The following is a 21,420-nucleotide window of genomic DNA, read 5'->3' as shown; positions in this document are numbered from 1 at the left end:
TGATGGCGCGACGACGTGGATCCGCGTGGGCCGCGGCGCTGCGCACGCCGGTGGGCGCGTGCTCGGCGGTGCTGCTGGCCGTGGTGGTCCTGCTGGCGGTGCTCGCCCCGCTCGTGTGGGGCGACGGCGCCGCGGCGATCGACACGGACGCGATCGGCCAGGGCCCGTCCGGGGCGCACCCGTTCGGCACCGACTCCCTCGGTCGCGACCTGCTGCTCCGCACGCTGGTCGCGACCCGGCTCTCGATCGGGCTCGCCCTCCTCGCGACCGCGATCGGCGTCGGGGCCGGGGTCGTGCTCGGGACGCTGCCGTCGGTGCTGCCGCGGTGGGCCGGCCGGCTGCTCGTCGCGGCCGTCGACATCGCGGTCGCGTTCCCCGGCCTGCTGCTGGCACTGTTCTTCGCGGTGATCTTCGGCGTCGGCACCCAAGGCGCGGTGCTCGCGATCGCGTTCGCGATGGCGCCGGGGTTCGCCCGGCTCGTGCAGACGCTGTCGGCGTCGGTGAGCGGGCGCGACTTCATCGCCGCGGCCCGGATCTCCGGCGTCGGCCGGATCCGCCTGCTGGTGCGGCACGTGCTGCCCAACATCGGCGAGCCCCTCGTCGTCAACGCGACGATCGGGGCCGGCTCGTCGCTGCTCGCGTTCGCCGGGCTGTCGTTCCTCGGGATCGGCGTGCAGGCCCCGGACTTCGACTGGGGCCGGCTGCTGCGCGAAGGCCTGGACGGCATCTACGTCAGCCCGGTGGCCGCGCTCGCGCCTGCCGCGGCGGTGGTGCTCGCCGGGCTCGCGTTCAACCTGGTCGGCGAGACGGTGGCCGGCGTGGTCGGGGTCCGGACGCGCGCGTCACGGCGGTCCGCGGGACCGCTGCCGGCCGTGGCCCCGGCGACGGCGGCCGAACCCGCCGCCGACGCCGTGCTGGTCGTCGAGAACCTCCGGGTCGCGTTCCCGGGACCGGGCGGGTGGACCGTGCCGGTGCGCGGGGTGAGCTTCAGCGTCCGCCCGGGCGAGGCGATCGGTGTCGTCGGCGAATCCGGCTCGGGCAAGAGCCTGACCGCGCTGGCGGTGTCGCGCCTGATCGAAACCCCCGGCGTGGTCACCGCGGACCGCCTCGACTTCGACGGCAAGCCCGTCGAGAAGGCCTCGGACCGGGAGCTCGGGACGTCGCTCGCGATGGTGTTCCAGGACCCGATGACGTCGTTCAACCCGGCCCGCCGGGTCGGGCGGCAGCTCGCCGAGGTGTCCGAACAGCACCACGGCCTCTCGCGGCGGGCGGCGTTCGCCCGCGCGGTCGAGAAGCTCGCCGCCGTGCGGGTCCCGGCCGCGGCCCGGCGGGCCCGGCAGTACCCGCACGAGTTCTCCGGCGGCATGCGGCAGCGCGCGATGATCGGGATGGGCCTGATGGGGCAGCCGAAGCTCGTCATCGCCGACGAGCCGACGACCGCGCTCGACGTCACCGTGCAGCGGCAGGTCCTGCGCCTGCTCGCCCGCACGCGGGAAGCCGAAGGCGCGGCGATCCTGCTCATCAGCCACGACATCGCCGTCGTTTCCCAGACGTGCGAACGGATGCTGGTGATGTACGCCGGGCGCGTGGTGGAGGACCTGCCGACCGGGAGCCCGGCCCAGCACCCGTACACGCGGGCGCTGCTGGCCACGACGGTCGACCTCGGCACCGACCGCGACGAGCCCCTGGCCGTCATCCCCGGCCGCCCGCCGGAGCCGGACCAGGTACCGGACGGCTGCGCGTTCGCCGCCCGCTGCCCGCTGGCGACCGAGCGCTGCCGGGACGAGGATCCGGCACTGGAAGCGACCGCCGACGGGCACCGGGTCGCCTGCTGGCACCCGCAGGTGAGTGTCCTTTCCGGACAGTCGCACGAGGAAGGGGCGGCATGAGTTCGCTGGAGTTCGAAGGGGTGAGCGTCCGGTACGGCAAGCTGACCGCCGTCGACGGCGTGAACCTGACCGTCCCTTCCGGACAGGTCGTCGGCCTGGTCGGCGAGTCCGGCTCGGGCAAGTCCACGCTCGCCAAGGCCGCGGTCGGGCTCGCGCCGGTGAGCGCCGGCCGGGTGCTGCTCGACGGCGTGGACGTGCGGCGGCTGCCCCGGCGGCGTCCGCTGCAGATGGTGTTCCAGGACCCGTACTCGTCACTGGACCCGCGGATGGCGATCGGCGAGTCGATCACCGAGGCCATGCCCCGTGGCACGGCCCGAGGAGCCCGGCGAGCCGAGGTGGCCCGGCTGCTCGAACTGGTCCACCTCGATCCGGACCGCGCCGGGATGCTGCCCGGCCAGCTGTCGGGCGGGCAACGCCAGCGCGTCGCGCTCGCCCGGGCGCTGGCCGGGCAGCCGGAGGTGCTGATCGCCGACGAGATCACCTCGGCGCTCGACGTCTCGGTGCAGGGCGCGGTGCTCAACCTCGTCCGCGACGTCCAGCGGCGGCTGGCGCTGTCGATGCTGTTCATCTCGCACAACCTCGCCGTCGTGCGGTACGTCAGCGACGTCGTCGCCGTGATGTACCTCGGGCGGATCGTCGAGGCCGGGCCGGCCGAGCAGGTGCTCACCGACCCGCGGCACCCGTACACGCGGGATCTGCTCGCCTCGGCGCCGTCGGCGCACCGCAGCCTGCTCGCCGACACCGACGACCCGCTGGCCGACACCGAACCCGCCGACCCGCACCACCCGCCCGCCGGGTGCCGCTACCACCCGCGCTGCCCGATCGGCCCGCTCGTGCACACCGACCGCACGCTGTGCACCGAAGCCGATCCGGCCGACGACGCCGCCCACCGGCCGCACCGCGCGGCCTGCCACTTCGCCGCGTGAAACCGTTTCCCACAAGGAGATCCCGCATGACCCGACGTCTGGGCACCGACGACCTGTACGCCCTGGAGTTCCCCGGAGAGCCGGCGATCTCGCCCGACGGCGCCCGGATCGTCTACTCCGTGCGCACCGCCGACCGCGAGAAGGACACCGACACCCGCTCGCTCTGGCAGGTCGCCACCGAGGGCGGCGAGGCCCGCCGGCTGACGCGCGGCCGGGCCGACGCGACCCCGGTGTTCTCGCCCGACGGCACGCGGATCGCGTTCCTGCGCGCCCAGGACGGCCCGGCGCAGCTGTGGCTGCTGCCCGCCGACGGCGGCGAACCCGAGCAGGTCACCACGCTGCCGCTCGGCGCGGGCACGCCGGTCTGGCGGCCCGACGGCGCCGAGATCGCCTTCAGCGCCCCGATCGACCTCAACGCCGAAGCAGGCGAGGACGACGGCGCGCAGGGCCGCCGCGCGAGCGCCCCGGTCGTGGCCGACCGCCTCGACTTCAAGGCCGACGGCGCCGGGCTGCTGCGCACGCTGCGCAAGCACGTCCACGTCCTCGACGTCGCCACCGGCGAGGTCCGCCGCGTCACGGCGGGGGACTGGCACGCGGGCGACCCCGCCTGGTCGCCGGACGGCACCCGGCTGGCCTTCCCGGCCGCGCGCGACGCCGACGCCGACCTCACCTTCCGGTCCGGCGTCCACGTTCTCGACGCCGGTGACCGCACCGCCGAACCGCGACCGGTGGGCTCGGCCGAGGGCATGGCCGGGGCCGTCACCTGGACCGCGGACGGCGAAGCCCTGCTCGTCATCGGCCGCCTCGACACCGCGCCGGGTCACCTCGGCCTGCTGCGGGTGCCGCTGGACGGCGGCGAAACCGTCAACCTCGCCGCGTCGCTCGACCGCAACGTCATGCCGGGCGGCCCGGGCTACCCCGGCGCGCTCCCGCAGCTCGCCGGCGACGGTTCGACGGTCCTGTTCTGCGTCCGCGACCGCGGCTGCACACACCTCTACGCCGTCGATGTCACGGGCGGGGAGCCACGGCTCGTCCTCGGCGAAGCCGGGTCGGCCGTCGACGGGCTGACCGTCGCCGGGACCACCGCGGCGGTCGTGCTGACCACGCCGACGTCCTTCGGCGAGGTCGCGACGGTCGACGTCACCGGGGGAGCGCCGCGGGTGCACACCACCCACGGCCCGGACGAAATCGAGCTGTTCACCCGTGAGGAGCGGGAGTTCACCGTCTCCGACGGCACGGTCGTCCAGGGCTGGCTGCTGCGCGACCCGGCCCGCACCGGTCCGCTCCCGCTGCTGCTCGACATCCACGGCGGCCCGCACAACGCGTGGAACGGCACCGCCGACGCCGTGCACGTCCACCACCAGGAGCTCGCCGCCCGCGGCTGGGCGGTGCTGCTGCTCAACCCGCGCGGCAGCGACGGCTACGGCGAAGCGTTCCTGACCGCCGCGGTCGGCGCCTGGGGGGTGGCCGACGCCAAGGACTTCCTCGAGCCGCTCGACACCCTCGTCGCCGAAGGGGTGGCGGACCCGCGCCGGCTCGCGGTGACCGGCTACAGCTACGGCGGCTACATGACCTGCTACCTCACCAGCCGCGACGACCGGTTCGCCGCCGCGATCGCGGGCGGGGTGGTCAGCGACCCGGTGAGCATGGCGGGCACCTCCGACAGCGGGCACTACCTCGGCGTCGCCGAACTCGGCGCCGTCCCGTCGGAGAACCGCGCGCACTACGCGGCGCTTTCCCCGCTGGCGCAGGTGGAAAAGGTGCGCACGCCGACGCTGGTCGTGCACGGCGCCGACGACGACCGGTGCCCGGCGGGCCAGGCCGAACAGTGGTTCACCGCGCTGCGCGAGCAGGGCGTGCCCACCCGGCTGGTGCTCTACCCGGGCGCGTCGCACCTGTTCATCCTCGAAGGCAAGCCGTCGCACCGCGTCGACTTCAACCGCCGCGTCGTCGACTGGGTCGAGCAGTACGCGGGGGAGCCGGGCAAGCCGGCGCGGGTGCCGCTCGACACCGCGCACTGGCGCCGGCGCCTCGCCGAGCTCGCGCGCAAGCACCGCGTCCCCGGGGCGGCGCTGGGCATCCTGCGCGGCGACGACCAGGTGCTCACGAGTTTCGGCGTGCTGAACAAGGCGACCGGCGTCGAGGTCACCGACGACTCGGTGTTCCAGATCGGCTCGATCACCAAGGTGTGGACGGCGACCGTCGCGATGCAGCTGGTCGACGAGGGGCTGCTGACGCTGGACGCGCCGATCGCCGACGTCCTGCCCGAGCTGAAGCTCGCCGACCCCGACGTCACGAAGAAGGTGACGCTGCGGCACCTGCTCACCCACACCAGCGGCATCGACGGCGACGTCTTCACCGACACCGGCCGCGGCGACGACTGCCTCGAGAAGTACGTCGCGATCCTCGACCAGGCCGCGCAGACCCACCCCCTCGGCGCCACGCTGTCCTACTGCAACTCCGGCTTCGTCCTCATCGGCCGGGTGATCGAGAAGCTGACCGGCAAGACCTGGGACGCGGCCCTGCGCGAGCGGCTGTTCACCCCGCTGGCCCTCAAGCGCACGAGCACGCTGCCGGAGGAGGCGCTCCTGCAGCGCGCGGCGATGGGCCACGTCGCGGCCGGCGACGCCGACCCGGAACCGGCGCCGGTGTGGGGCCTGCAGCGCTCGGCGGGCCCGGCCGGGCTCATCACGGCGTCGACCGACGACGTCCTGGCGTTCGCCCGCCTGCACCTGACCGGCGGCCTCGGCCCGGACGGCTCCCGCGTGCTCTCGGCCGAGTCCGCCCAGGCGATGACCGAAGAGCAGTTCGAGATGCCGGACAAGGACACCCTCGGCGACTCGTGGGGCCTGGGCTGGATCCGCTTCGGCTGGGACGGTCACCGCGTGTACGGCCACGACGGCAACACGATCGGGCAGGCGGCGTTCCTGCGGATCCTCCCCGGACACGGCCTGGCGGTCACGTTGCTCACCAACGGCGGCAGCACCCACGACCTGTACGAAGAGCTCTACCGCGAGATCTTCGCCGAGCTGGCCGGGGTCGCGATGCCGCAGCCGCTCGAACCGGCCGTGCCGGCTCCCGATGTCGACGCAGCGGAGTTCCTCGGCGTCTACGAGCGGGAGTCGGTCCGCACCGAAGTCCTCGAGCGGGACGGGAAGCTGTGGATCCGGCAGACCGTCACCGGGCCGCTCGCCGAGCTGATGCCGGAGCCGACGACCGAGGACGAGCTGGTGCCGGTCGGCCCGGCGCACTTCGCCTACAGCCCGGCGGGCATGCGCGGCTGGGTGTCGGTGACGTTCTACGAGCTGCCGACGGGGGAGCGGTACCTGCACTCCGGCGTGCGGGCGACGCCGAAGGTCAAGGAGTGACGACGACGCGCTGAGTGGTCCCGGTGTCCCGCCAGGCGTGGTCGACGTCCTGGAGGGGCACCGGGTGCGCGTCGATCCGGAAGCTCCGGATTTCGCTGATGAGCCCGCCCAGCTCGGCGACGATGTCCCTGGTGGGCACCGAGCCCTGCCCGCTGCCGACGAGCTGCAGGCGCGCCGCCCGGAGCGCGGCCGAGGGGAGTTCGATCGTCGGCCCGGCGATCGAGCCGATCTCGATCCACGTCAGCGGGCGGCCCCGGTCGGCGCGCTCGGTGACGATCGTGCGCAGGGCTTCGGTGGTCGGCGGGCCCCAGACGTAGTCGAGGACGACGTCGACGTCGGCGGCTTTGCCCAGTTCGTCGAAGGTTCGGGTGTCGTCCGCCTCGACCTCGGCGAGCTTTTCGGGGTCGCGGCCGGCGGCGATCACCCGGCCCGCGCCGAGGTGCTTCGCGACCTGCACGGCGAGCCGGCCGGCGTTCCCGGTCGCGCCGAGCACGAGGACGTCCTGCCCGGCGGCGAACTCGATCCGCCGGCGCAGGGCGATCCACGCGGACATCGCCGGGTTCATGCCGGCGGCCACGGTGACGGGGTCGGCGTCCGCGGGCAGGACGACGCTGCGTCGGGTGTCGATGACCGTCCGTTCGGCCATCGAGCCCAGCGAGGTGTCGGGGAGGACGAAGTACCGCAGGGTGCCGTCGGGGGCCCGGCCGACGCCGTCGATGCCGGGGACGAGCGGAAGTTCACCCTTTCCGGTGTAGTGCGTGCCGCCGGCTTGGGAGCGGACGCGGGGGTGCAGCCCGGCGGCGAGGACGTCGACGACGACCTCGTCTTCGGTGCGGGGCCGGGGATCGGGGAAGTCCCGGCAGGTGGGCGGAGTACCGAACTCGATGACGACAGCTGCGCGCACGACGACTCCTTTTAGTTGGTAATGCCCACTACTTTAGATGGCATTGCCAACTAGTTCAAGGTAGTCTCGACGGCATGACCGAACCCGACGAGGTGCTCGACAACCTCGCCCAGGTGTCTTTCGCGGTGATGGCGCACCTGAGCCAGGTGGCGGCGGCGCACGAGCTTTCCCTGACGCAGCTGCGGGTCCTGGGCATCCTGCGCGACCGCACGCCGAAGATGGCGGAGCTGGCGACGCACCTGGGCCTGGACCGGTCGTCGGTGAGCGGGTTGGTCGACCGGGCGGTCCGCCGGGGCCTGGTGCTCCGGGAAGCCAGCCGGGACGACGGGCGTTCGGTCCGCGTCAGCTTGACCCCGGCGGGGGTGGAGCTGGCCCGCGAACTGACGGCGGAGGCGGCGCGGGCGATGGCCCCGCTGACGTCCGGGCTGAGCGCGGCGGACCGCAACCGGCTCGGTGTGCTGCTGGGGCGGATGCTGGCATGAGCCCGGTCACGTCGGGAACACCTGCGCGGGTGGGGCGTTGTACCGGGTGTCGGTACGGAGGAGTCCCCGGGCCTCACCCAATGCCTTCACGGAGTGCCAGTCCGGCTGGAGCCGTGTAGCGCCACTCGCCGCGAGGCGACCCCCGTACCGGCCTCGAACTCCCGCTTCCGCTCGCAGGTCTCCCCCCAGCCTTCGCTGAGCGGAAGCGGGACTTTTGTCCTCAGTGGACGGCCCCCGACCGTCAGTGGTGCGAAGCCGCCTTCGTTCCCGGCGCCGACTTCCGGATGAACCAGGTCCCCGCGAAGGCCAGCAACCCGACCACCCCGGCCACCACGAACGCGGCCCGCAGCCCCGAAGCGTCCGGCCCGGTGGCCGCCGCGTCCGCACTCCACACCGTCGCCACGCTCACGAACACCGCCGTCCCCAAGGCGCCCGCCACCTGCTGCAGCGTCGACAGGATCGCGCTCCCGTGCGAGTACAGGTGGTCCGGCAGCACACCCAGCGACTCCGTGAACAGCGGCGTCATCATCAGCCCCAGCCCGGCCATCAGCAGCACGTGGATCCCGATCACCGCGATCAGCGGCGAAGCCGGCCCCAGCGTCGTGAACAGCCACAGCGACACCGCCATCGCCGCCGCGCCCGGGATCACCAGCGGGCGCGCGCCGACCTTGTCGAACAGCGCCCCCACCGGCCGGCCCAGCAGCCCCAGCACCAGCCCGCCCGGCAGCACCGCCAGGCCGCTCACGAACGTGCTCGTGTGCAGCACCGTCTGCAGGTACAACGGCAGCAGGATCGCCGCCGCGCCGATCAGGCACACGAACAGCAGCGCCGTCAGCACCAGCGCCACCACGAAACTCCGGTGCGTGAACGGCCGCAGGTCCAGCAGCGCCCGGTCACGCCGCTGCAGCCGCAGCTGCCGCCACGTGAACACCACCAGCGCGACCACGCCCACCACGATCGGCACCCACGCCGGCACCGGCGGCTCCGCCCCGGCCTGCTCGCCGCTCGACGACAACCCGTACAGCACCCCGCCGAACCCGACCGCCGACAGCAGCACCGACGGCACGTCCAGCGGCACCCGCCGCGTCTCGCTGTCCAGCCGCAGCTGCAACGCGCCGGTCACCAGCGCCGCCACCGACAGCGGCAGCACGATCCAGAACATCCACCGCCAGCCCAGCCCCGACAGCACCGCGCCACCGATCGTCGGCCCGATCGCCGGCGCCACCGCGATGACGATCGTGATCGTCCCCATCGTCGCGCCGCGCCGCTCCGGCGGCACCAGCCGCATCACCGTCGTCATCAGCAACGGCAGCATCACCGCCGTGCCGCACGCCTGCACCACGCGCCCCGCCATCAACATCCCGAAACCGGGCGCGAGCGCGCACAGCAACGTCCCCAGGCTGAACGCCGACAGCGAGAACAGGAACACCTGCCGCGGCGAGAACCGCTCCAGCAGGAACCCCGTCGTCGGGATGACCACGGCCATCGTCAGCAGGAACCCGCTGGTCAGCCACTGCACGGTCGTCGTCGGCACCCGCAGGTCGACGGTCAGGTCACGCAGCGCGACGCTCAGGATCGTCTCGTTCAGGATCATCACGAACGCGGACAGCACCAAGACCCCGATGAGGAGCCCCGGGCGCACCGGAGCGCGATCCAGGTCGGCGGGCGGAGTGGACACGGTGTCGGTCATCGGGGCGAGAGCTCTCCTGATCGGGGCGCGGCCGCAGGCGTCGGCGAGCGGTCTCCTTGCAGTCTGCCCGTTCCGTCGCCTTCGTGTCACGGCGGTTTCCGGCGTGCGCGCCGTCACAGGGGACCCCCTGCTGACGCTCCGAAACCGTCCGATATGCTTCAGCAAGTACGGAGTTCCGCAGCGCGCGATTAGCTCAGCGGGAGAGCGCTTCCCTGACACGGAAGAGGTCACTGGTTCAATCCCAGTATCGCGCACCACGAGCCCACCCCCGGGACCTCGTGGAAGTTCGTACACACGGGCGATTAGCTCAGGGGGAGAGCGCTTCGTTCACACCGAAGAGGTCACTGGTTCGATCCCAGTATCGCCCATTCGATCGGGGGAGCCCCTGTTCGCGGAACACGCGAACGGGGGCTCTCTCATTCTGTGTCTTGTGGGGGCCGAGCCCCCACACCCCCGCCGGGGGCAAGCCCCCGGACCCCCGCTTGTGGTCCGGTTCTCTTTCCGGCTGGCTGTTTGTCCTTAGTGGACTTCTAAAGAAGTCTTCGTTGTACTGCGTCTGCTGTCACTGTGCTCACCAGTTTTTCGAGCTCTGCTGGGTCTGGGAGTGTGTGCTTCTTGCGGCCTGCGAACAGTAGGTGGCTTGCTCCGATCAGGGACAGGGCAAGGGAATCCACGTTTGCGTCTGCTGCTATGCGGCCTTGCGCTCGCTCTGCCTTGAGGTAGGTCGACAGCATCTCCCTTGCCTCGGTCAGGAACGGGAGGTCGTCTCCTTGGCTGCGTAGGCGTGTCCTCAGCTCGTCGCGGAAGAAGATCAGGCTTGTCAGGGCTATTGAGACCGGGTCGAACAGCTCGGTCAGCGCGTCCGTCAGGTTTGACGTCACTGTTTGGGTGCCTGCTGAGGCCTCCAGGATCGCTGACTGGTCTGTCAGGCGGGCTATTCGCTCCTTCACCAGCTCTGCCAGGAACTCGTCGAAGTCTGTGAAGTGGCGGTGTAGTACGCCTTTTGCCACGTCTGCTTCCGCCGTCACCGCTCGGCTTGTCAGGGCGTTCGGGCCCTCGCGGAGCAAGACTCGCTCCGCTGCCTGGAACAGCTGCGTGCGTACGTCGCGCAAGTGGACCCCGGTCGGCATGGCTTCATTCTCCGTTACGCCCGGCGCGAACGCTCGGGCGGTTGTCCTAGTGGGCGCTTGCCCATTAGACTGGGCGCATGCCCACTCAGCCTCATGAAGCCCGTCACTTCGCTGAATCCTTTGGTGTCGACGCCGTGCGCTATGACCGCGCACGGCCTGAGTATCCCGCTGAACTCGTTGCTCGCGTTGTCGCCGAAAGCCCTGGTCATGACTTCCTGGACGTCGGTTGTGGCACCGGGATCGAGGCTCGGCAGTTCCGGGCCGCCGGCTGTCGGGTGCTCGGTGTCGATCCCGATCCGCGGATGGCCGCGTTCGCTCGCGACACCGGTGTCGACGTCGAGGTCGCGAAGTTCGAGGATTGGGACAGTGCGGGGCGGACCTTCGACGCTGTCGTCGCGGGGCAGGCCTGGCACTGGGTCGACCCCGTCGCCGGTGCGGTCAAGGCGGCCGGCGTGCTGCGGCCCGGCGGCCTGCTTGCCGTGTTCGCGCACGTGTTCCAGCCGCCGGCCCCGGTCGCGGACGCCCTCGCCGCCGGCATCCGGCGAGTGCTGCCCGACTCGCCGTTCGCGGGGGAGTCGAGGACCGCTGCCGAGCTCTACGACGTCATGTTCGCCAAGTTCGCCGACGGCATCCGGGACTCGGGTGGCTTCGGTGCGCCCGAGCGGTGGTCGTTCGCGTGGGAACGGACCTACACCCGCGACGAGTGGCTCGACCTCCTGCCGACGACCGGCGGCCTGACTCGCCTTCCGCCGGACGCGCTGGCCGACGTCCTCGCCGGGGTCGGTGCGGCCATCGACGCTCTCGGTGGTGGTTTCACGCTGTCGTACACGACGTTAGCAGTGGCTGCCTCGAAGGCTTGACAAGAAAAGTTGTCGGTGACATCTTGGTGCCAAGCACAAGATGCCGAAGAAGCTTCGGTTCGAACTGGGAGTCACCTATGTCTTTTCAGGCCTACCTCGACAACGCCGAGCAGCAGACCGGCATCACCCCGCGCGCCTTCCTCGACCTCGCGGCGGAGAAGAACCTCACGAAGCACGGCGACGTGGTCGCGTGGCTGAAGACCGAGCACAGCCTCGGCCACGGCCACGCGACGGCGATCGCCCGCTTGGTGACCAAGGGGCCCGAGTTCGTCGCCGCGCACCACACCGAGGGAGTGCTGCACCTCGACGGGGTGGCCGCCCGCTCCTGACGGGCCACGATCGCGCCGCCGGCCCGGCTTCAACCAGCAAGCGGGCGCCTTGCCACCGAACCGCCCGAGTGGCCGCCCGACCCCGACCTCGGCCAACAAGGAGGCGGCTTGCCGCCGAGCCATCCACCGCGCACCCCGGCCGCCCCCGCCTTACCCGATCGGCCCCAAATACGTCCCACCCGAAACGTCGAGCGTCCGGCCGGTGATCCACCGCCCGTCCGGTCCCGCCAAGAACCCGACCACCCCCGCCACGTCCTCCGGCTCGCCGATCCGGCCCAGCGCCGTCATCGCGGTCAGTCCGGCCGCCGCCTCGGGGATCGCCAGCAGCTGCTCGGTCAAGTCGGTCCGGATCGGCCCCGGCGCGACCGTGTTGACCGTGATCCCGCGGTGCCCCAGCTCGTTGGCCAGCGTCGGCGCGAGCGCCTCGACCGCCGCTTTGCTCACCGTGTAAGCGATCTGGCTCTGCACCGCGATCCGCGACGCCATCGAACCCACCGTGATGACCCGGCCGCCGTCGTTCAGCGCCGGCAGCAGCCGCTGGATCAGCAGCATCGGCGTCTTGACGTTGATCGCCAGCAGCCGGTCCAGTTCCTCCTCGGTCACCTCGCCGATGCGGCTGTGCGAACCGATGCCCGCGTTGCTGACCAGCACGTCCAGGCCGTCGAACGCCGAGGTGACCGCGTCGGCCAGCCGGTCGACGGCGCCGTCCGAGCCGAACCGGGCGTACACCGGGAACGCCTGGCCGCCGGCCGCCTCGATCAGGGCCACCGTCTCCTTGGCCGCGACCTCGTTGCCGCCGTGGTGCACCGCGACCACGGCGCCGTCGGCGGCCAGCCGCAGCGCGATCGCGCGGCCGATCCCGCGCGAAGCCCCCGTCACCAAAGCGTTCTTCGTCATGTCCGGCTCCTCCGGGTCGGTGCCGGGCCGTCGTGGCTCGGCGCTGACCCGAACGTTCGCGCGCGGCGCTGACCGGACGCGCACCGCGCGCGAACCGCCCGTCCGGGCGATGGTCAGCGGCCGGCCGCGACGGGTTCCGGACTTGCCGCCACCGGCGAGCGCCGCGGCAGGAAGGCGGCGACGGCCAGCGCGATGAGCGCCGCGGCCGAGCCCATGCCCAGCACGAGCCGGAACCCGTTCTGCGACGGCAGTTCCACCGGTCCGAACCGGATGGTCAGCCGCGCGAGGATCAACCCGGCCGTCGCGCTGGACACCGACGTCCCGATCGAGCGCATCAGCGTGTTGAGGCTGTTCGCCGCCGCGGTCTCCGACACCGGCACCGCGCCCATCACCAGCGACGGCATCGCGCCGTAGGCGAGCCCGATGCCGGCGCCGATGATGCTCGACACCAGCACCAGGTGCCAGGTCGCGCTCATCAGCACGATGCCGAGCGCGTACCCGGCGGCGACGACCACCGCGCCGAGCATCAGCGTCGTCTTCGGGCCGCGCGTGGCCGTGATCCGCGCGGACACCGGCGCCAGCGCCATCATCACCAGCCCCGACGGCGCCATCACCAGGCCCACCACCAGCATCGACTTCCCGAGGCCGTATCCGGTGGCCGCCGGCAGCTGCAGCAGCTGGGGGAGCACCAGCGACATCGCGAACATCGCGAAGCCGAACACCGCCGAGGCGATGTTCGTCAGCAGGACCTGGCGCCGCGCGCTCGTCCGCAGGTCGACCAGCGGCCGCGGCGTGCGCAGCTCCCACCGGCCCCACAGCAGCAGGACGACGACCGCCGCCGCGACCAGCCCGAGCGTGGCGCCGCTGCCCCAGCCCCAGTCGGCGCCCTTCGAAATGGCCAGCAGCAAGCACACCAGGGCGACCGACAGCCCGACCGCGCCGAGGACGTCGAACCGGCCGCCGGTGCGCACCGGCGACTCCGGCACGAGCGCGACGACCAGCGCGGTGACGACCAGGCCGAGGCCGGCCGCGGTCCAGAAGAGCACGTGCCAGTCGGCGTTCTCGGCCAGCAGCGCCGCCGCGGGCAGGCCGAGCGCGCCGCCGACGCCGAGCGACGCGCTCATCAGCGCCGTGGCCGAACCGAGCCGTTCGGCGGGCAGCTCGTCGCGCATGATGCTGATGCCGAGCGGGATGACGCCGGCGGCCAGGCCCTGCAGCGTCCGGCCGGCGACCATCGGCACGAGCGTGTCGGACAGCGCCCCGATGGCCGAGCCCACGACGAGCGCGCCGAGGCTGACCAGCAGCATTCGCCGCTTGCCGTACATGTCGCCGAGCCGGCCCATGGTCGGCGTCGCGACCGCGCCCGCGAGCAGGGTGGCGGTGATCGCCCAGGTGGCGTCGGACGCGGAGGCGTGCAGCAGCCCGGGCAGGGCGGGGATCAGCGGGATGACCAGCGTCTGCATCAGCGAGACGGTGATGCCCGCGAGCGCGAGGACCCCGACGACGAGGTTCGCGCGCGGCGACGCCTCTCTTGCGGGCGTGGATGGGTCGGGCACGAGGAGTCCTCCGTGGGGATGTCCGAATTAAATCAGTCGCTTGACTTAGCGTAGCAGTCTTCGGTTGACTGATCACGAACTGACGGCCACCGCGGAGGAACGATGACGAGCACCGCCGAAATCCCCGAGTTCCCGATGACGCGCGCCGCCGGTTGCCCGTTCGACCCGCCGCCCGCGGCCCGCGTGCTGCAGGCGGAGGCACCGCTCGCGCGCGTCCGGCTGTGGGACGGCAGCACGCCGTGGCTCGTGACGCGCTACGCCGAGCAGCGGTCGCTGCTGGCCGATCCCCGCGTGAGCGCCGACGTCACCCGGCCCGGCTACCCGAGCCCGGCGCCGCTGCCCAAGGGCGGCACCGGCATCAGCTTCATCCTGATGGACAACCCGGAACACGCGCGGCTGCGCAAGATGGTCACCGCGCCGTTCACGATCCGGCGCACGGCCGCGCTGCGCCCCGCCGTGCAGCAGATCGTCGACGAGCAGCTCGACCGGCTGCTGGCCGGCCCGAAGCCGGTCGACCTCGTCGAGGCGTTCGCGCTGCCGGTGCCGTCACTGGTGATCTGCGAGCTGCTCGGCGTCCCGTACGCCGACCACGACTTCTTCCAGGAGAACAGCAAGCTCATCATCCGCCGCGACGCGAAGCCCGAGGAGCGCGCGGCCGGGCACCAGGCGCTCGTCGGCTACCTCGACCGGCTGATGGGGGAGAAGCTGGCGGCGCCCGCCGACGACCTGCTGTCCGGCCTCGCCACCCGCGTCCACGCGGGGGAGCTGTCCCGGACCGAGGCGGCGCAGATGGGCGTGCTGCTGCTCATCGCCGGGCACGAGACGACGGCGAACATGATCGCGCTCGGCACCCTGGCCCTGCTGGAGCACCCGGACCAGCTGGCGCTGCTGCGGGAGTCCGACGACCCGGCCCTGGTCGCGTCGGCGGTCGAGGAACTGCTGCGGTACCTGAACATCACGCACAACGGCCGTCGCCGCCTCGCGCTCGAGGACATCGAAATCGCCGGGGAGACCATCCGCGCGGGCGAGGGCCTGATCATGGCCAACGACGTCGCCAACCGCGACCCGGCGGTCTTCCCCGACGGCGACCGGCTCGACCTCACCCGCGACGCGCACCGGCACGTCGCGTTCGGCTTCGGCGTCCACCAGTGCCTCGGCCAGCCGCTGGCCCGGCTCGAACTGCAGGTCGTCTACAGCACGCTGTACCGCCGGATCCCGACGCTGGCGCTGGCGACCGAGGTCGAGCGCGTCCCGTTCAAGCACGACGGGTCGGTGTACGGCGTCTACGAGCTGCCGGTGACCTGGTGAAGCGGGTCAGACGCTCCGCAGCACCGAGACGACCACGCCCAGGATCGCCGCCCGGTCGCCGTCGATGACGGCGTAGGCGGGGTTGCGGGGCTCGAGGTACACGTGGCCGTCGCGGCGGCGGTACACCTTGACCGTCGCCTCCTCGTCGAGCATCGCCGCGACGATCTGGCCGGAGTGGGCCTCGGTCTGCTGCTTCACCACGACGATGTCGCCGTCGCAGATGGCCGCGTCGATCATCGAGTCGCCGCGCACGCGCAGGCCGAAGACGGTGCCGCGCCCGGTGAGGTCGCGGGGCAGCTTGAGGACGTCGTCGACGTGCTCGACAGCCGAGATCGGCGTGCCGGCGGCGATGTCGCCGACGACCGGGACGGGCACGGAGTCGGCGTCCTCGGCGGGTGCGCTGCCCTGCAGGAACGCGCGCACGTCCATCGGGCGCGACACCGTGGCCCCGCGACGCAGGAAACCCTTGTCCTCCAGGCTCGCCAGGTGCTTCGACACCGACGACGTCGACTGCAGGCCGACGGCCTCGCCGATCTCGCGGGTGCTGGGGGAGTAGCCGTGGCGGACCACCCAGTCGCGGATCACGACCAGGATCTTCTGCTGCCGCTCCGGCAGGGCCGAGGCGTCGAGGTGCTCGAACGTGTCGTCGTAGGTGGTCACCGGCGGAATCCTAGAGGCAGGGCCGGTGCGCGGTGCGGCCTGGTCGCCTCGGCAAGTCCCGCTGACCGGAACATCGGGTGACAGTTGGCGTCTTACCAACATGAACCTCAACTTTGCCATCTGTTGACCTGGTGTCCGATTCGACGTATGGTCTAGACCACAATTTTCCTTCGCTCGAACCCCTTTCCCGGGCGCGGTGGGCATCCCCGCCGCGAGTTCGTCGTACCCGGGGAACGAGCCTGTCCCCGAAGGAGCTGGTATGAACCGCAAACTGGTCGCGGCCGCGGCGGGTGCACTCCTGGCACCGGTCCTGGTGGTGGTGAGCCCCGCCGGCATCGCGAGCGCGCACGGCTACGTCAACTCCCCCGCGAGCCGCCAGGCCCAGTGCGCACAGGGCACGGTGGCCTGCGGAAACATCAAGTACGAGCCCCAGAGCGTCGAAGGTCCGAAGGGCCTGAAGTCCTGCAACGGCGGTAATTCCCAGTTCGCCGAGCTGAACGACAACAGCAAGGGCTGGAAGGCTTCCCCGGTCGGCCGCACGGCGACGTTCACGTGGACCTTCACCGCGCGCCACAGCACGGCGAACTACCAGTACTGGATCGGCAACGACAAGGTCGCCGAGATCAGCGGCAACAACCAGCAGCCGCCGCAGACCGTGTCGCACCAGGTGAACCTGGGCAACCACACGGGACGCCAGACCGTGCTGGCGGTGTGGAACATCGCGGACACGACGAACGCGTTCTACAGCTGCATCGACCTGCAGGTGAGCTGAGGTCTCCGGCCACCCGGGAGCGCGCGGCTCCCGGGTGGCCGGTTCTCGTGGTGCGGCCGCCGCTTGACCTTGACACAGTGACAAGGTCTTCACTGGCGGCAGGAGGTACTCGCGATGAACCACAACTCGGACCCGCGCCTGCTCGCCGCGCTCGCCGCCGGCGACTCGTCCACCCGCCTGGAAGCCGCGCTCGCCGCCGGCACGCACGCCGACCCCGGGCTCGCCGACGCGCTCGTCGGCCGGTGCGCGGTCGAGCCGGACTTCTTCGTGCGCGACATGCTCACCTGGGCCTTGACCCGCCTGCCCGCCGCGACCGTGGTCCCGCTGCTGCTCGTGGAGGTCCGGTCGGAGCACGCGCAGGCCAGGAGCCAGGCGCTGCACACGCTGTCGAAGATCGGCGACCGGGCCGCGTGGCCCGCGATCACGCCGGCGCTGCTCGACGACGCCGATGAGGAGGTCAAGCGCAGCGCCTGGCGTGCCGCGGTCATCCTCGTGCCCGACGGCGACCGCGAGGAGCTGGCGGCGTTGCTGGCCGCCCAGCTCGGTCGCGGCGACCGGGACACGCGCCTGAGCCTCAGCCGGGCCCTGGCCGCGCTCGGGGACGTGATCGAGCCGGTCCTGCGGGCGGCCCTGGCCGCCGCCGACCCGGCGGTGCGTGCGCACGCCCGCGCCACGGAGCAGCTCCTGCACGACCCGGACGCCGGGTTCGACCTGGCCGTCGACCAGGCGAAGCGGGTCGCGGCACTCGGCCCGGAGCGCGCGTGCTGATCGGCGAGGTGGCCCGCCGGTCCGGGGTGAGCACGCGGATGCTGCGGCACTACGACTCCCTCGGGCTGGTGCGGCCGACCGGCCGCACCGTCGGCGGCTACCGCGAATACTCCGAAGAGGACATCCGCCGGATCTTCCACGTGGAAGGCCTGCGGTCCCTCGGGTTGTCGCTGCGGCAGATCGGCATCGCCCTGGCGGACGCGGACTTCCCACCGTCCGTTCTGGTCGGTGACCTGATCCGGCGGACGGAAGACCGGCTGAAGCGGGAGCAGGAGCTGCTCGAACGGCTCCGGGCCATCGACGCCTCGGCGCCCGACGGCTGGCCCGACGTCCTGCGCGTCGTCGAACTGCTGCACGGGCTCGACTCACCCCATCCGGCACACCGGCAGCAGGCCGTCCTCGCGCCGGCCGAGGACGGCCCGGTGCCCGCCGACGTCCTGGCCAAAGCGCTCCTGGCCGAGTCCGACCCGAACGTCGCCGGCGCGCTCCGGTGGGCGCTCGCCCGGGCCGGCGGCGACGGCGTGGCGAGCCTGGCCGCCGGCCTGCGCTCGCCCGAAGCCGGCATCCGGCGGCGCGCGGTGCTGGCGATCGCCGAGCTGCCGGGCGACGAGGCGACCGCGGCCCTCGTGGACGCGCTCGGCGACCCGGACCCGGCGGTGCGCCGGCCCGCCGCGCTGGCCGCGGGCGGCCGGGGCGGGAGCGCGGCCGTGCCCGTCCTCGCCGGCATGGTGGTCGAGGGGACCAACGACGTCGAGGCGGCCGAGGTCCTGAGCTCGCTGGCCACCGGCCACGGGCGCGCGGACGAAGTGCTGAGCGCGCTCACCGGCGAGCTGGCGGGCACCCGGGACCCGGCGGTGCGGATCCGCCTGACCCAGGCGCTGGCCGAGCTGCCGGCGCCCCTCGCAGACGACGTCCTGCGGCAACTGGCCCACGACGACGACCCGACCGTCGCCCGCGTCGCCGCCGCCCTCGTTTCCCTCCGGTGACCACCGCCCTGACACGCGTCAGACCAGTTGCTCGACGATCAGCAGCGCGCCGATCCCGACCATCGCGGCGCCCGATACGCGGCTGACCACCCGGGCTGCGGCGGGCCGTGCCCGCAGGACCGTCCGGGCGCCGGTGCCGACCCCGGTGTAGACGGCCGGGCAGCTGGTGGTGTGCACCAAACCGAGCACGACGATCTGCGCGGTCACCGGCCATGCCCCGCCGGCGTGGGCGAACTGCGGCAGCAGGGCGAGGAACAGCAGGAACACCTTCGGGTTCAGCCCGCTGGTGCCGGTGCCACCGCGGGCACCACGGTCCGGTACCGCAGCCCGGCCGACCGTCCCAGCATCGACGCGTTCGAGAGCGCGGTCGCCGAGGTCCCGCACGTCCTGCAGGCGCAACGCCTGTTCGGCGACCCGGATTACCTGCTGCGTGTGGTGGCTCGCGACCAGACGGCGTTCCAGGAACTCTACGACGAGAGCTTGGCAACGCTCCCCGGCGTGCAACGGCTGACCTCGACCTTGGTCATGAAGTTCGTGGTGACCGACCGGCCGCTGCCGCTGTAGCCGGCCGGCCTCCGCTTATCCGTGGTTCACCCTTTCGGCCAGCTTGCGCGCATGGGCGTAGGCCGGGCCGGTGATTCCGACGGCTGCATACTCGCTGTCGAGCCAGGTCAGGTACTTGACCATTTGTTTGTTGTGAAGGACCCTGCTGGCCTCGAACCTGATGATGGGAAGCTCTCCTTCTTCGATGACGCCGGTTTCGGTGTAGTAGCCGATGAGGTCGTACACGAACAGCAAGTGATCGATGGCGGGCTCGTCTTCGCTCAACGGGAAGTTGAACGCGTCAAATTTCCACTTTCAGTAGTCGAGGCGATAGAACATGTCTCGCAGAGACTTGTCGTCGAGGTACCACTTAAGGATGTCGAACAAGAATCTTGCTCTGTTTGTTCGAGCGGTCTCGGCCAACTGTTTCCGCACGTTCTCGATGTTGACTTTGGCGATTCGTAGCTGGCGGTAGGCGAAGGTCGCCGTGGTGGTTGCAAGCACGATAGCCACAGCGGCGACGATGTCGGAGGTCTTCAGCTCGCTGTTCCAGGTCCATGCTAGTCCGAGATCCATAGCCCTATCATCTTGTAGTGGTGCCTGACCGCTACAGCGGGAAAACCGCCCGGAAGGCAGCCGAGATCGGCGCGAGGCCGGCGATCAGACAGCCGAGCTCCTCGGGACTCAACGCGTCGTACGGCGCCTCCGCGAGGCGATCGGTCGTGGCCTCGACGCGCTCTTTCGTGGCCCGGCCGGCGGCCGTCAGCCAGCCGTCGGTTCCGACGAGACCGCGGGCGCGCATGCCGTCGATGACCGCCGTCAGCTGCGCCGCCGGAAGGTGCCACACGCGGCCGAACTTCTCGGCCGGCAGGTCGATCGACAACGCGTGGAGCACGTGAGCCTCCGTCCCGCCGATACCCTCGGTCAGCAGCGCGACGGTGTGGCCGTCACCGCGGTGCTCGCGCAGCAGCGTCGCCGCGTGCCACAGCCGGGCGACGGGCTCCTGCGGCACCGGAAGCGCGCGCAAAGCGGCGTACAGGGGCCGTCCCTCCACCGGTGCGCTCGTCGCCGCCTTCAGCAGGAGGTCACCGACGCGCGTGACGGCGGGGTCGTCGGCGAGGTCGCCGAGGATTCGCCGCATCCCCGCGACGCAGCCCCGTTCGCGAGCCGCCAGCGCCGCTTCGGGCGTGGTCAGGTCCCAGACGCGCGGGACGTGCCGGGCCACCTCGCCGGGGGCGAAGTTGTAGAAGATCGCGTGGACGACGTCGGCCGGCACGTCGCGGCCGAGCGGCGCGGCCCGTCCGGCGAAGTAGGCGTCCCACGGGTTGCGCAGGCCCAGCGCCATCAGGGCCTCGTCCGACTCGTCGGCGAAGTAGGGCACCAGGCCGATCGGCTCGACCAGGTCGTACATGCGGCGGGCTACGGGTTCCGGGTGCGACATCTCGTCTCCTGCGGTTCTGGCGGTGTGCCGTCGTGGCGGCCGCTCACCCACTCCACGAACGGCCGGCACCGGATCCGACAGCCCGGGCCGGCGGAATTTCAGCGGCGGCCGGACAGCGTCCGGGTGACGCCCCGGGCCGCCGCCAGCAGGGCGGGGATCCCGGCGTGGGCGTGGTCGTCGTTGGGGACGATGATCGAGAGCGCGGCGACGACGTCGTTGAGCGCGTCGCGGACCGGGACCGCGATGCCGGTCGCGTCCTCGTGGACGTGTCCGGGCAGCAGCGCGTAGCCCTGCCGTCGGACGGCCGCCCACGCCCGCTCCAGCCCGTCCGGGGTCGTGATCGTCGCCGCGGTGCTGCGCCGCATCGGCCGCCGCAGCACGCGCTCGCGGGCCTCGGCCGGCGCGTAGGCCAGCAGCACGTGCCCGCTCGAGGACAGGTGCACCGGCAGCCGGCCGGCGATCTGGGAGTAGTTGATCACCGCGTCGCGGGCCGACAGCCGTTCCACGAACAGGACGTCGTCGCCGTCCAGGACGCTGAGCTGGGCGTGGTGGCCGACGACCGCGTGCAGGTCCTCCAGGTACGGCATCGCCGCGTCCCGCAGCGACGTCGTGGGGGAGGCCCGGGCGGCGAGCTCCCACAGCCGGACGCCGACGCGGACCTCGCGCACGGGGCCGCGGGCGAGCAGGCCGTGCGTGGTCAGCTCGGCGATCAGCCGGGACGCGGTGGCGATGTGCAGGCCGGTGCGCCGGGCGATCTCGGTGACGGTCAGCGAGGTCTCGCCGGCGGTGAAGGCGGCGATGATCCGCGCCGCGCGGGCGATGGACGACTCGCCGGTGGGGGCCCGGGCCATGGAGCCGAGTATCGCCGCCGCGGCTTCTCTCGTCCATTGAGAGTTCGTTTCGTGGAAGGC

Annotated in this window: 22 protein-coding genes and 2 tRNA genes; 13 read left to right on the top strand and 11 right to left on the bottom strand. The window is 72.1% G+C overall.

The window, feature by feature from the left end; all coding sequences use genetic code 11:
* Positions 1–2: 2 nt before the first annotated feature.
* From BLV96_RS08215 to BLV96_RS08205, 3 genes are read left to right on the top strand one after another with little or no spacing between them, the layout of a single operon-like run.
* Positions 3–1,889, top strand: a complete 1,887-nt coding sequence (locus tag BLV96_RS08215) for a dipeptide/oligopeptide/nickel ABC transporter permease/ATP-binding protein (RefSeq protein WP_086675450.1) — start codon at positions 3–5, stop codon at positions 1,887–1,889.
* Positions 1,886–2,815 carry an ABC transporter ATP-binding protein gene (locus BLV96_RS08210; RefSeq protein WP_086675425.1) on the top strand — a complete coding sequence of 310 codons (930 nt, stop codon included), beginning with the start codon at positions 1,886–1,888 and terminating at the stop codon, positions 2,813–2,815. Before BLV96_RS08215 ends, BLV96_RS08210 begins: the two co-directional genes overlap by 4 nt.
* 26 nt (positions 2,816–2,841) lie before the next feature.
* Positions 2,842–6,183 carry a serine hydrolase gene (locus tag BLV96_RS08205; RefSeq protein WP_086675424.1) on the top strand — a complete coding sequence of 1,114 codons (3,342 nt, stop codon included), beginning with the start codon at positions 2,842–2,844 and terminating at the stop codon, positions 6,181–6,183.
* Here BLV96_RS08205 and BLV96_RS08200 read toward each other — a convergent pair.
* The gene (locus BLV96_RS08200) at positions 6,173–7,087 is read right to left on the bottom strand and encodes a quinone oxidoreductase family protein (RefSeq protein ID WP_091388935.1); all 915 of its coding nucleotides are present in this window, start codon (positions 7,085–7,087) and stop codon (positions 6,173–6,175) included. The two genes, BLV96_RS08205 and BLV96_RS08200, sit on opposite strands and share 11 nt — an antisense overlap.
* A gap of 74 nt (positions 7,088–7,161) precedes the next feature.
* On the opposite strand from BLV96_RS08200, the gene BLV96_RS08195 reads away from it, so the two are divergent.
* Complete coding sequence (locus tag BLV96_RS08195) at positions 7,162–7,569, top strand: MarR family winged helix-turn-helix transcriptional regulator (protein ID WP_086674259.1); 408 nt, start codon at positions 7,162–7,164, stop codon at positions 7,567–7,569.
* Positions 7,570–7,810: 241 nt separating this feature from the next.
* On the opposite strand, the gene BLV96_RS08190 is transcribed toward BLV96_RS08195, so the two are convergent.
* Positions 7,811–9,259, bottom strand: a complete 1,449-nt coding sequence (locus tag BLV96_RS08190) for a DHA2 family efflux MFS transporter permease subunit (RefSeq protein ID WP_086674258.1) — start codon at positions 9,257–9,259, stop codon at positions 7,811–7,813.
* A gap of 182 nt (positions 9,260–9,441) precedes the next feature.
* On the opposite strand from BLV96_RS08190, the gene BLV96_RS08185 reads away from it, so the two are divergent.
* Positions 9,442–9,516, top strand: a tRNA-Val gene (locus BLV96_RS08185).
* A gap of 39 nt (positions 9,517–9,555) precedes the next feature.
* Positions 9,556–9,627, top strand: a tRNA-Val gene (locus BLV96_RS08180).
* A gap of 162 nt (positions 9,628–9,789) precedes the next feature.
* Here the strand turns inward: BLV96_RS08180 and BLV96_RS08175 are convergent.
* Positions 9,790–10,389, bottom strand: coding sequence for a TetR/AcrR family transcriptional regulator (locus BLV96_RS08175; protein WP_086674257.1), 600 nt, complete (start codon positions 10,387–10,389; stop codon positions 9,790–9,792).
* A gap of 77 nt (positions 10,390–10,466) precedes the next feature.
* On the opposite strand from BLV96_RS08175, the gene BLV96_RS08170 reads away from it, so the two are divergent.
* A complete protein-coding gene (locus BLV96_RS08170) occupies positions 10,467–11,249 on the top strand; it encodes a class I SAM-dependent methyltransferase (RefSeq protein ID WP_086674256.1) in 783 nt (260 codons plus the stop codon).
* Between the two features lie 77 nt (positions 11,250–11,326).
* Positions 11,327–11,578 carry a DUF4287 domain-containing protein gene (locus BLV96_RS08165; protein WP_086674255.1) on the top strand — a complete coding sequence of 84 codons (252 nt, stop codon included), beginning with the start codon at positions 11,327–11,329 and terminating at the stop codon, positions 11,576–11,578.
* 150 nt (positions 11,579–11,728) lie between these two features.
* Here BLV96_RS08165 and BLV96_RS08160 read toward each other — a convergent pair whose 3' ends face one another.
* Complete coding sequence (locus tag BLV96_RS08160) at positions 11,729–12,475, bottom strand: SDR family NAD(P)-dependent oxidoreductase (RefSeq protein WP_086674254.1); 747 nt, start codon at positions 12,473–12,475, stop codon at positions 11,729–11,731.
* 113 nt (positions 12,476–12,588) lie between these two features.
* Positions 12,589–14,031 (bottom strand): MFS transporter, encoded by a 1,443-nt coding sequence (locus tag BLV96_RS08155; RefSeq protein ID WP_086674253.1) that lies wholly within the window; start codon positions 14,029–14,031, stop codon positions 12,589–12,591.
* 102 nt (positions 14,032–14,133) lie between these two features.
* Here BLV96_RS08155 and BLV96_RS08150 point away from each other — a divergent pair, with 102 nt between their 5' ends.
* A complete protein-coding gene (locus BLV96_RS08150) occupies positions 14,134–15,339 on the top strand; it encodes a cytochrome P450 (RefSeq protein ID WP_086674252.1) in 1,206 nt (401 codons plus the stop codon).
* A gap of 6 nt (positions 15,340–15,345) precedes the next feature.
* On the opposite strand, the gene lexA is transcribed toward BLV96_RS08150, so the two are convergent.
* Entirely contained in the window at positions 15,346–15,999 is a 654-nt protein-coding gene (lexA, locus tag BLV96_RS08145) for a transcriptional repressor LexA (protein ID WP_091388932.1), read from the bottom strand.
* Positions 16,000–16,258: 259 nt separating this feature from the next.
* Here lexA and BLV96_RS08140 point away from each other — a divergent pair, with 259 nt between their 5' ends.
* The 3 genes from BLV96_RS08140 (at position 16,259) to BLV96_RS08130 (ending at position 18,525) form a co-directional block, all read left to right on the top strand.
* Positions 16,259–16,771 carry a lytic polysaccharide monooxygenase auxiliary activity family 9 protein gene (locus BLV96_RS08140; protein WP_086674251.1) on the top strand — a complete coding sequence of 171 codons (513 nt, stop codon included), beginning with the start codon at positions 16,259–16,261 and terminating at the stop codon, positions 16,769–16,771.
* A gap of 114 nt (positions 16,772–16,885) precedes the next feature.
* Entirely contained in the window at positions 16,886–17,539 is a 654-nt protein-coding gene (locus BLV96_RS08135) for a HEAT repeat domain-containing protein (protein WP_086674250.1), read from the top strand.
* Positions 17,533–18,525 (top strand): HEAT repeat domain-containing protein, encoded by a 993-nt coding sequence (locus BLV96_RS08130; protein WP_086674249.1) that lies wholly within the window; start codon positions 17,533–17,535, stop codon positions 18,523–18,525. Before BLV96_RS08135 ends, BLV96_RS08130 begins: the two co-directional genes overlap by 7 nt.
* Positions 18,526–18,543: 18 nt before the next feature.
* Here the strand turns inward: BLV96_RS08130 and BLV96_RS08125 are convergent, their stop codons facing one another.
* Positions 18,544–18,792: a hypothetical protein gene (locus BLV96_RS08125; RefSeq protein WP_244180098.1), complete on the bottom strand. Its 249-nt coding sequence runs from the start codon at positions 18,790–18,792 to the stop codon at positions 18,544–18,546.
* On the opposite strand from BLV96_RS08125, the gene BLV96_RS08120 reads away from it, so the two are divergent.
* Positions 18,751–19,089 (top strand): Lrp/AsnC ligand binding domain-containing protein, encoded by a 339-nt coding sequence (locus tag BLV96_RS08120; RefSeq protein ID WP_208608212.1) that lies wholly within the window; start codon positions 18,751–18,753, stop codon positions 19,087–19,089. The two genes, BLV96_RS08125 and BLV96_RS08120, sit on opposite strands and share 42 nt — an antisense overlap.
* A 15-nt stretch (positions 19,090–19,104) precedes the next feature.
* On the opposite strand, the gene BLV96_RS08115 is transcribed toward BLV96_RS08120, so the two are convergent.
* The 4 genes from BLV96_RS08115 to BLV96_RS08100 form a co-directional block, all read right to left on the bottom strand.
* Entirely contained in the window at positions 19,105–19,353 is a 249-nt protein-coding gene (locus tag BLV96_RS08115; protein WP_086674247.1) for a hypothetical protein, read from the bottom strand.
* A 30-nt stretch (positions 19,354–19,383) separates the two neighbouring features.
* Complete coding sequence (locus BLV96_RS08110) at positions 19,384–19,644, bottom strand: hypothetical protein (protein ID WP_086674246.1); 261 nt, start codon at positions 19,642–19,644, stop codon at positions 19,384–19,386.
* A gap of 31 nt (positions 19,645–19,675) precedes the next feature.
* A complete protein-coding gene (locus tag BLV96_RS08105; RefSeq protein ID WP_086674245.1) occupies positions 19,676–20,509 on the bottom strand; it encodes an SCO6745 family protein in 834 nt (277 codons plus the stop codon).
* Between the two features lie 98 nt (positions 20,510–20,607).
* Complete coding sequence (locus tag BLV96_RS08100; RefSeq protein WP_086674244.1) at positions 20,608–21,360, bottom strand: IclR family transcriptional regulator; 753 nt, start codon at positions 21,358–21,360, stop codon at positions 20,608–20,610.
* Positions 21,361–21,420 lie beyond the last annotated feature (60 nt).

This window comes from Amycolatopsis pretoriensis (assembly GCF_900107925.1).
GTDB classification, from domain to species: Bacteria; Actinomycetota; Actinomycetes; order Mycobacteriales; family Pseudonocardiaceae; genus Amycolatopsis; species Amycolatopsis pretoriensis.
The sequence above is the reverse complement of the archived record's forward strand: the minus strand, read 5'-3'. Positions and strand labels throughout refer to the sequence as shown.

Coding starts and splice junctions, on each gene's coding strand:
- BLV96_RS08215 (WP_086675450.1), top strand. CDS start 3: ATGGCGCGACGACGTGGATCCGCGTGGGCCGCGGCGCTGCGCACGCCG.
- BLV96_RS08210 (WP_086675425.1), top strand. CDS start 1,886: ATGAGTTCGCTGGAGTTCGAAGGGGTGAGCGTCCGGTACGGCAAGCTG.
- BLV96_RS08205 (WP_086675424.1), top strand. CDS start 2,842: ATGACCCGACGTCTGGGCACCGACGACCTGTACGCCCTGGAGTTCCCC.
- BLV96_RS08195 (WP_086674259.1), top strand. CDS start 7,162: ATGACCGAACCCGACGAGGTGCTCGACAACCTCGCCCAGGTGTCTTTC.
- BLV96_RS08190 (WP_086674258.1), bottom strand. CDS start 9,259: ATGACCGACACCGTGTCCACTCCGCCCGCCGACCTGGATCGCGCTCCG.
- BLV96_RS08175 (WP_086674257.1), bottom strand. CDS start 10,389: ATGCCGACCGGGGTCCACTTGCGCGACGTACGCACGCAGCTGTTCCAG.
- BLV96_RS08170 (WP_086674256.1), top strand. CDS start 10,467: ATGCCCACTCAGCCTCATGAAGCCCGTCACTTCGCTGAATCCTTTGGT.
- BLV96_RS08165 (WP_086674255.1), top strand. CDS start 11,327: ATGTCTTTTCAGGCCTACCTCGACAACGCCGAGCAGCAGACCGGCATC.
- BLV96_RS08160 (WP_086674254.1), bottom strand. CDS start 12,475: ATGACGAAGAACGCTTTGGTGACGGGGGCTTCGCGCGGGATCGGCCGC.
- BLV96_RS08150 (WP_086674252.1), top strand. CDS start 14,134: ATGACGAGCACCGCCGAAATCCCCGAGTTCCCGATGACGCGCGCCGCC.
- BLV96_RS08140 (WP_086674251.1), top strand. CDS start 16,259: ATGAACCGCAAACTGGTCGCGGCCGCGGCGGGTGCACTCCTGGCACCG.
- BLV96_RS08135 (WP_086674250.1), top strand. CDS start 16,886: ATGAACCACAACTCGGACCCGCGCCTGCTCGCCGCGCTCGCCGCCGGC.
- BLV96_RS08110 (WP_086674246.1), bottom strand. CDS start 19,644: ATGGATCTCGGACTAGCATGGACCTGGAACAGCGAGCTGAAGACCTCC.
- BLV96_RS08105 (WP_086674245.1), bottom strand. CDS start 20,509: ATGTCGCACCCGGAACCCGTAGCCCGCCGCATGTACGACCTGGTCGAG.
- BLV96_RS08100 (WP_086674244.1), bottom strand. CDS start 21,360: ATGGCCCGGGCCCCCACCGGCGAGTCGTCCATCGCCCGCGCGGCGCGG.